Source organism: Fluviicola sp., assembly GCF_030151805.1.
Lineage (GTDB): Bacteria > Bacteroidota > Bacteroidia > Flavobacteriales_D > Crocinitomicaceae > Fluviicola.
Window position 1 is genome coordinate 1 of sequence record NZ_JASLCN010000177.1, and the last position, 9110, is coordinate 9110.

Sequence of the window (9110 nt, forward strand, 5' to 3'; positions counted from 1 at the left end):
CTTTCACACTCAACGCCTTATAAAAACACAGATTTAAACCGATTTTATTTTCATTTAATTGATATATCAATATATTATATATTTGTCAAAAAAAAATCAATTAACATCTTAAACAACGTAAATTTTATGAATCCACTATTTTTAATTCCAGTAGTATTGGTGATCGCAGGTGTGTTTTTTATGATCTATATGAACAAAAAGCACAAAGGAGTAAAAGCAGAAATTGATCTCGACGTAGAAAGAACCAAATACCCTATTTACAAACAAGAATTATTGGCAGAAGATTTTTCAAAATTAAAAATGTGGATGAAAGGAAAATCCATTGACGCTTTTACTTCTGCTTCTGTTCCGCAATCAACCGGTGAGAAAATTCAGGAAATTGCAAGTGACGGTCTGAAAAATGTTGCTCTATCAGTAGTTGGTGTGAAATTAAGAAGGATAGAAACAGATTGTTTTTGGGTTTTGAGCAAAAATGACTTGCATTTTTTCACTACCAATACTGTTGGCGAATTAGATGAACACATTGTCTTTGATCATTTGCAGGTTGAGGCTGCGACACTTCAATATGGAGGTGTTTTAAAATCTCAATTAGGGGTTTATTCAAAATCATCCGAAGAGTATTTGCCAAACACACATATCATTACATTTAATATGGATGGAAGTCCGTTGTCGCTTGAAATCCACGACCGATTAAAATATGTGCCAAATCCAACAGATCTGTTAGACGTAAAAAAACAATTTCTGACAAGAGCCAAATATCAAGTAGTCGGTGAGCAATTTTTACCTCTTTTACAAAAAGAGTTTCCAAACCTAAACGCTTAACCACCAATGCGTATTTTTCGGAAAGTTTAAATGCATCTAAGAAATAACACAAAAGGGAAGCTTTCACTTCCCTTTTTGCTGTTCTGAATTTAATTCATAATCACAAACGGAATCCGAAGATTCGAAGCGTTATTTTCAGGTTTCAGGAATAAATAATAGGTTCCGGGAGTAAACACCTCCATCGGAAATTCGAAGACTTCTTTTCCCTGGTCAAATGTTTGTTTTTCGGAAAAAAGAACACGTCCCGTAGGATCAATGATCGTTAGTTCTACCCGCCATTCTTTCTTTACCCAGCCTTTCAGTTTCAAACCGTTGGACTGACTTGCCGGATTCGGGAACAAGACAAAAACTTCTTCCAGGGAAACTGGCGTTTTCAAACTTAGCATGACGATATTTGAATAGGATGTTACTCCGTCGAAATCAATCTGTTTAAAACGGTAATATTGACCTCCGGAAGACAAATTCGAGTCAAAGAATTCATATTCCAAAGCAATCGTGGAATTTCCGGCTCCGTCTACCCAGCCAATTGTTTCCCAGGTTTGTCCGTCCAATGCTTTCTGAATTTCAAAGCCGGAATTGTTGCGTTCGGAATATGTTTGCCAATACAATCTTCCCCGGTTATTTTCATCCAGTTCTCCAAACAATGGTGAAGCCTCCACTCCCAAAGCAATGATTGCGCACTGATTCAGATTGTCGGCGGAATAAGCTCTCACGGAATGACCGCTTCCACCATTAGCAGATTCGGTAAACAGAAAACAGGTCGAATTCGGGTTCACATACTGTGTATTGTTCTGACCGGAGAATTCTCCGCCGATAAACATATTACAGTTTCCTCCGCTTGGATTGTGCAGTGCGGTATAACCGGAACTTGAATCTCCGGCAAACATCGAGCAGTTTCCGCCACTGGGATTGTGCAGCGCAGCATAACCGGAATTGGAATCCCCGGAAAAAGAACTGCAAATGGAATTCGGAAAATTTAAGGTATCATACCCGCTTCCCTGTCCACCTTCGAACTGCGCCGAAGCATGAAAAAGGTTTAACAGGAACAATACACTTGTAAAGACCGTTCGTATGAAAAATGATATACTCATCTTGTTTCAGACTAAAGGTTCTAGCGTACTCCGCGTCCACCGTAGTAATTCACTCTTCCGGAAGGGAATGAAGCACTTTGAGTTCTATCGGAAGTTCTGAGAGTTGTCTCAGCCTGAATCCAGCTTCCTCCTCTCAAACAAGCTCCTGCCACACCTGCAGCTGCGGAAGGCCAACCGGCTACATTCGCAAAGCCCGCATTCGGTGAAAGTGAAATTTCTCCGTCTCCCAGCACCCCCGAAAAAGCAGCTCCGGTACCGTCTATACTATTCACTGCCAGTTCCGCAATATTTCCGCTCAGCTCCATTACTCCGTAATATCCGGCTCCTGCTTCAAAACGGTTTGTTCCGGGTTTGGCAGCAAATCCACAACGGATTGGTCCTAAAATATTTGTATTTCCATAATTTGCCAGACCGCTTCCAGCAGTAATCGCAGAAGAACTGTTCTCTGTAGCTGTTCCATCTGCTACCAAAACATTTGCATCCGTTATCAAAGTTGTACCCCAGGCATATTCTCCCGCAACCGGCATTACCGGTCCTCTGGCAACCTTCTCAAATTCCAATTCTGTCATAGGACGCAATGCAGACCAATCCAAATAAGATAACAAATCGTACCAACTCATGTGAGACATGGCGCGGTGAGGAGCATTTGCCACAAGTACAGGCCAGGTTCCTGCAATTGCCAAACGGCTTACAGTACCTGTAATTTGTCTTGTAGCTCCCTGATCTGCCAGCAAGGTATTGACAAAATCCACGTATTGACCTTGAGAAATTTCGTATTTCATACAATAGATTTCTTTAAATCCTTTCGGATAAGCTGCCGGTAATGCAACCGGGAAATAAGCACTACTTGTAGCGGCATATAGGTTTGTTGCTCCGGTACCAACGGCGATTGCTCCTTCTGAACCAACCAGGTACGGATTGTTCGTGTTTCCTGTTTTGAAGAAACCGGAAGATACGCCATCTCCCAGGTTAAAAGAACCTGCAGGAATCTGAACCATCTCGATTCCGAATACCTTAAAATCATACTGACCGGCAGTTACTCCCTGCATACGCAATGAAACTGTCACTCCGGAAATATTTCCCGCTCCGGCACTGCTTCTGCGCACAAAAACACCTTTTGTAATTGCTGCATTGTCTCTTCCGTCAATATAAATTTCCAGCGGAGAAGATGTGGAATGATTCCCCGGTGACAGGCTCAAATTTACATGTGACCACTGAAGTGAAGCACAGTCTCTTTTTTTGATGAAAAGCCAGACAGCATCGTGGTTGTATGGCGCATTGTTTGTTCTCCAGCTGTTTTCCCAGCTGACTTTGAAAGTTAAAGTCGAATCATTGGCAAGTGTCACGTCGCTGATAACCAAATTGTTCGAATAAGAAATGGTTGTAATTCCCAGGGTAAAGAGAATACCCAAGGTCATAGTAATAAGTGTTGACTTCATACTTGAGAGTAAGTTAGTAATGTTGTTGTACTGAAGTCAAATATAGAATAATTAAGAAAACGTTAAGCGGGCTTTAAGGCGCTCCATTCTCTACAACTCCCTGAAACAGGGCTTTCACTGAAAACTATTGGTTTTAAAATCAACTACTTAAAAATTATTTCCAGGGTAAATTTCAATTATTGATACAACAATGTTAAAATTCGAAGGAAAGAAATATAACCAACGAATTGCTGGAGATTCCAGGTGGAATCTGTTGCATATGAAATCCATTTTTTAAGCACGGATTAAACGACTCTTAACAAAGATTGTGCGTTTTTTATTCCAAATAGCTGTATCTTACATCCTGTAACCCATTCAATTCTAAAGTCATGAAAAAAAGCATTTCCATATTCGATTCACACGCTGAAGCTCTCAAAGCATTGGAAGAATTACGTGAAAGCGGTGTAAATATGTCGAAAGTATCGTTGGTTGGCCGCGCTGAGGTGATAGATGATCATGTGCACATTCACTCCAACAAAGGATTGGTTGCTGCACCCGTTGCAATTGGTTCGGTACTCGGTACAACTTTGGGAGTTTTAACCGGCGTAGGGCTTTTCGCGATTCCGGGACTTGGGCTTTTATTTGGCGCAGGAGCTGTTGTGGGTGCATTTGCCGGTTTTCAATTGGGTGTCGTGACAGGTGGAATCACCACTATTTTAGTCGATCTGGGAGTAAAAGAAAATCATGTTGCTTATGAACAGCATCTGAAAGAAGGGCGTTTTCTGTTATTCTATGACGGAAGCGAAGAAGAAATCGGGCATGTAGAACGCATTATTGAAGGGAAACACCTGGGAATAGCCCGGCATTAAGGTTTCAGGCTAAAGTTTCTTAATCATATGTATGTCTTCGGGTTCTTTGGTAAAAAGATCCTGCTCGAAAACGTCCGTTATTTTTCCGCCGTTGTTTGTGTAAAATGAAACAGCAGATTTGGTTTCCGTAGACGAGATGTACAAATAATTTGCTCCTCTTTCTTTGGCAATTTTACTTAATTCCTTTAAAAGGATTGTTGCTATTCCCCGACGGCGGTAGTTTCTTGAAACGTACATCAAATCAATCTGTAACATATCCTGGTGTTTGCCTCTGTGCTGATGTGCGAGTACTCCAAAACCGACCAGTGTATTTCCGTCGAATGCTCCTAATGCAACTCCTGCATGCTTCAGTTCGAACAAAAATCTGGATTTAATTTCAGCCAGGGTTTCCGCATTCCAGTTTTCACATTCGTAGTCTGCTTTCGAATAGACCAGTTCTCCTTCCTTTACTTCATATGTCGAATCAATATACTCCGAACGATCAATCTCCTGTAGTTTATCTACCTGGTCCTGCGTCATAAATTGATAACTAATTCCGGTCATTTTGTGTTATTTGCTTGTTCATTAAACGGCTAATAATTAGTAATACAAACATATAAATTATCCCTGCATCTAAAAAAAAACCAGATCATTTCATTCTCTCCCGGAGAGAAAAAGCATGGTCGTTTAACAAACCGCTCCCTTCAATTGAAGTATCTTTGTTTCAACATAAAATTCGTGTAGTGATGATCCCTGAAAATTTATTGAAACAAATCCATTTTATCCAAGAAATCGATAAGGTCAAATACATTCAGCGTAAAACCAAACTGTTTAACAGTGACAGAAATGAAAACGATGCGGAACACAGTTGGCATCTGGCATTAATGGCGCTGGTACTGGCAGAACACTCCAACAAATCTGTTGATCTTTTAAAAGTGATTAAAATGGTTTTGATTCACGATATCGTTGAAATTGATGCCGGAGATACGTTTATCTATGACACGCAAAAGAATCATTCCAATACGGACGAAGAACGCCTGGCTGCGAACCGCATTTTCGGATTGCTTCCGGGCGAACAGGCTCAAGAGCTGATTGCAATCTGGGAAGAATTTGAAGCCGGTGAAACAGACGAAGCTAAGTTTGCAAAGTCTATGGACCGATTGGAACCTTTACTGCAAAACACTTCCAACAACGGCGGAACCTGGAAAGAATTTGATGTGAGTTTTGAAAAGGTTCATCAAAAAAAGAGCGTGATCAAAGAAGGTTCGAACACTATTTGGAATTTTGCAGAACAACTGCTTGATGAAAGTGTTGAAAAAGGGATTTTGAAGAAGGAATGAAATTGGTCCTGAAAGAATCGTAATACCTTTTCATATTTATTAGATTTACGTAAAATTCATCAAATCACTATGACTGGTATTTTAATAGGATTAGCCATTTCCTGGCTTTTACTCTGGTTTTTTGCTAAAGAAAACCTGGGCGTTTTAGGTTTTGCACCCACCAGAAGCAGAATAATCATGCTGGGTACTGGTTTATTACTATCAGGAGTATGTTGTATCCTTTATCATCTATTCAAAACATCTCTTGCCGGTAACAACTGGATACTGAATAAGCAAATAACACCGGCAATCGTATTAAAAAGTACCTGGTGGACTTTTGTATCTGTCCTATTTGAAGAACTTGTATTCAGAGGGGTTATTTTATACTTATTCATCAAGATATGGGGGATAAAACCAGCATGTATTCTATCCGCTGTTTCATTCGGAATTTATCATCTGTTTTCCTACAATGCATTCGGTAATCCTGTGCTTATGGTGGTTGTATTCTTGATGACAGCAATATTGGGACTGGCGTTAGCCTATGGTTTTGCTAAAACCCAATCTCTTTATCTGCCCATCGGTTTACATTTCGGATGGAACTTTTTCAATATCATCATTTTTTCAAGCGGTCCGTTGGGAGCACAACTTTTCATAAAAGCCAACACAAATGAACTACAAGGAATTGCTTCTCTGGCAGTGTTATTATTCCAGATAACGGCATTGCCTCTTCTCACCTGGTGGTATCTGAATTATATCAAAAAACGGAAACTGGTTTAACAACCTTCTGTGGTTTTCATTCAAAAAGCGTTTCGTTCTGAAATAGTGATACACCAAAAATTATGACGTCTCTTTAAGCACCAGATTGTGTAAGAAACGCAGCGTGGAGCATTTCAATGCTCAATATCGTTTTTCCCTTATTCGAGTAAATATTTTTTCAGGAAGATGATTACACTATTTCGTTGCACATTGATATTCTCTGCATTTTGAAAACCGTGCCCTTCATTTTTTGCCATCAGGTACCAGACTGTTTGATTGTTTTCACGAAGTCGCTGTACGATATCTTCCGATTGTTTGTAGTATACGCGAGGGTCGTTATATCCTTGCGCGATAAATACAGGAGCTAAAATCTGATCCACTTTATTGTAAGGTGATATCCGGTTAAGAAAATCCCTGATTTCTGTTATTCGTTCATCACCAAATTCTACTCTTCGCAAATCTTTTCGATAAGCTGCTGTATTCTCCAGGTAACCGACAAAATCGGTAATTCCAACGATATCTATTGCACATTTTAATTGATCCGGAAAATGGATGAGTGAAGATAAGGATACATAACCTCCATAAGATTCTCCGCTTATTGCTACACGCGATGGATCTAATTTATTTTGTGAGGCGATCCAATTGAGTAAAGCACCAATGTCATCTACGGCATTTTCTCTCAGGATCTGATCATCCGCTTTCATATAAGACTTACCGTACCCGTTTGATCCTCTTACATTGGGAACAATTACTGCAATCCCCAACTCATTAAGCAAATATTGAAACCACCGGTTAAAAGTTGGTACTGCCTGATATTCCGGACCTCCGTGAACATCAATCAGTACAGGAAATCGGTCTCTGTTTTGTTTATTGTTTTTAGGAAGGTATATAAAAGCGGGAATGTTTATGAATTTACCACTGTCTTTGTCCCAGCTTTGATAAGTAAAGTATTCCGGTTTTACAAAATCACTATTCTCTATGTAGCTCTTACCCTTTTGCACACATTGTTCAAGATGTGCTTTGGTTAGATCGTAAACAAAAACCTTTTTAAAAAAGGTGCTTCCATAAAGATTAAACGCAAATCTTTTCCCGTCAGGACTCATTTTAAGGTTTTTGACAACGCCTTCCGGAATTCCATCAATTTTCCGGTAGTTAAAGTTATTTGTATCCATCTGGTAAATACCAGAGTAGCCATTTTCATTGACAACAAAAACAATCTTACCACTTTTGCTGTTATACGCCAGATCATTGATGTCCCGGTTGAGTGTTTTAGTCAGATCAGAAAAAGTACTGTTTTTGAAGTCATAGAGATGGAGATGTCTGAATTCACTTTGTTCATCCGAAACCACCAATGCTGCGTCTTTTGTATACAGAAATAAGGCAGCAGAGTACGCAATTTGGTTTTTACCCGGATTAATTTGTTTCGAGGTTTGGGTTTCGAGATCGAGGAGATACAGTTCTTTGTCGTTTTCTGAAATGATCCTGCTCAACAAGATCCGGTTATTTTTTTTATCCCAATCTAAAATTACACCTTCATCTGTTACATCTTTAAAAATGAGCTTTTCATTAAACGGCGCTTTCATTTCGCGGAGGTAAAGATCACTATGGTATTTGTCCCGCTTATTGGACTTATATACGATCTGTTTTCCGTCGGGTGACCAGTAAGGATCGTAAGATCTGCAACCTGTATCTGAAATTGCAGTTATGTTATTACCAGCTATTTCATACAGGAATATTCGATAGTTTTCGTCACCATCTGTATCTTCAAAATAAAGAAAGCTTTTCTGGTCGGGTGAAAGATTTTCATCAAATGACTTATTTAAGTGATGCAGCTCATTAATATTAGCTGTCGGCCCTTTCATGCTATACACGCTTTTACCTCCATTAAAAAGCATCTTTTTTCCGTTTTTGCTCCAGCCGGCAAACATTGGAAAATCGATCGTACTTCTATACTTGTTAATTCCCGGGTCTTTGATTTGTAAGGCAGAATCCGGAATACCTATCGAGCTCAGGTTGTCTGATTGAGCAAATGATGTTACGCTATAGATTAAAAAGGAGATAGTCAATAGAAATTTCATTACAAACCTGTATTAAAGTACGATCCTTCTCTGTTCAAACCGCTTGAACCTTCAATTGAATGATTCCGCCAGAAGCTCCTCTACCAAAAAGACCTTTAAAATTTGGGGTCCAAACATTTACAACTGATTGATATCGGTTTCACACTGAATTTCAGGAATTTTCGCGAATAGTTTTCGTTATATGGTTTCAATAGTACACAATAATTCCGGAAAATAGTGAAGTGCTTAAGAATTCCCGGAAAGAAATTCGAGTCTGAAAACCAACAAGATTCGAGCCGTGTTGAATGTTTGGAAACGGAATAGAATCAATTGTTCAAGAAAGATTAGAAGATCGCCACCCTCCTTCATTCTCGTTCTCTGTTCTCACTCTGAAAGAAGAGTCCGCTATAGCGGACGAAGGTGGAGGCTCCGTCTCACAAGACGAAAAAGCCGAGAGATAGCATGTCAGAATGAGAAATAGATCAAAAATGATGTCAAAAGAAAAAGAGCACTCAACTTACCCACTCAAATAGGAAAAGCGCAAATCGGGGAAAATCGGGGATATCTTAATTTGACGTTAAAAAAAAAGCAATTAATTTCATCCTTAAATTCAGCGTGTTAGCGGAAAAGATAAAAAAAACTTGATTTTTTTTCGCCAAACTGCTTGCATAAACACAAAAGATACCTATCTTTGCACCCGCAATCACGATCGAGTGAGGCACAGAAAAAAAGAAGATTCCGTAGCTCAGCTGGTAGAGCAATACACTTTTAATGTATGGGTCCTGGGTTCGAATCCCAG

At 39.5% G+C, this 9110-nt stretch carries 8 protein-coding genes; 4 read left to right on the forward strand and 4 right to left on the reverse strand.

Features of this window, described 5'->3' with window-relative positions; all coding sequences use genetic code 11:
• The coding region (locus Q1V93_RS06725) for a hypothetical protein (RefSeq protein ID WP_300663060.1) at positions 1–822 on the forward strand (822 nt) is incomplete at its 5' end.
• A gap of 89 nt (positions 823–911) precedes the next feature.
• Here the strand turns inward: Q1V93_RS06725 and Q1V93_RS06730 are convergent.
• Together Q1V93_RS06730 and Q1V93_RS06735 are read right to left on the reverse strand one after the other, a co-directional pair.
• Positions 912–1913: a T9SS type A sorting domain-containing protein gene (locus tag Q1V93_RS06730; protein ID WP_300663062.1), complete on the reverse strand. Its 1002-nt coding sequence runs from the start codon at positions 1911–1913 to the stop codon at positions 912–914.
• Positions 1914–1933: 20 nt separating this feature from the next.
• Positions 1934–3352: an SUMF1/EgtB/PvdO family nonheme iron enzyme gene (locus Q1V93_RS06735; protein ID WP_300663064.1), complete on the reverse strand. Its 1419-nt coding sequence runs from the start codon at positions 3350–3352 to the stop codon at positions 1934–1936.
• A gap of 368 nt (positions 3353–3720) precedes the next feature.
• Between Q1V93_RS06735 and Q1V93_RS06740 the strand changes: the two genes are divergently transcribed.
• Positions 3721–4200, forward strand: coding sequence for a hypothetical protein (locus Q1V93_RS06740; RefSeq protein WP_300663066.1), 480 nt, complete (start codon positions 3721–3723; stop codon positions 4198–4200).
• A 9-nt stretch (positions 4201–4209) separates the two neighbouring features.
• Here Q1V93_RS06740 and Q1V93_RS06745 read toward each other — a convergent pair whose 3' ends face one another.
• The gene (locus Q1V93_RS06745; RefSeq protein ID WP_300663067.1) at positions 4210–4743 is read right to left on the reverse strand and encodes a GNAT family N-acetyltransferase; all 534 of its coding nucleotides are present in this window, start codon (positions 4741–4743) and stop codon (positions 4210–4212) included.
• A 182-nt stretch (positions 4744–4925) separates the two neighbouring features.
• On the opposite strand from Q1V93_RS06745, the gene Q1V93_RS06750 reads away from it, so the two are divergent.
• Positions 4926–5519, forward strand: a complete 594-nt coding sequence (locus Q1V93_RS06750) for an HD domain-containing protein (RefSeq protein WP_300663068.1) — start codon at positions 4926–4928, stop codon at positions 5517–5519.
• A 69-nt stretch (positions 5520–5588) separates the two neighbouring features.
• The gene (locus tag Q1V93_RS06755) at positions 5589–6275 is read left to right on the forward strand and encodes a CPBP family intramembrane glutamic endopeptidase (protein ID WP_300663069.1); all 687 of its coding nucleotides are present in this window, start codon (positions 5589–5591) and stop codon (positions 6273–6275) included.
• A gap of 137 nt (positions 6276–6412) precedes the next feature.
• Here the strand turns inward: Q1V93_RS06755 and Q1V93_RS06760 are convergent, their stop codons facing one another.
• Entirely contained in the window at positions 6413–8332 is a 1920-nt protein-coding gene (locus tag Q1V93_RS06760; protein ID WP_300663070.1) for an alpha/beta fold hydrolase, read from the reverse strand.
• Between the last annotated feature and the right edge of the window lie 778 nt (positions 8333–9110).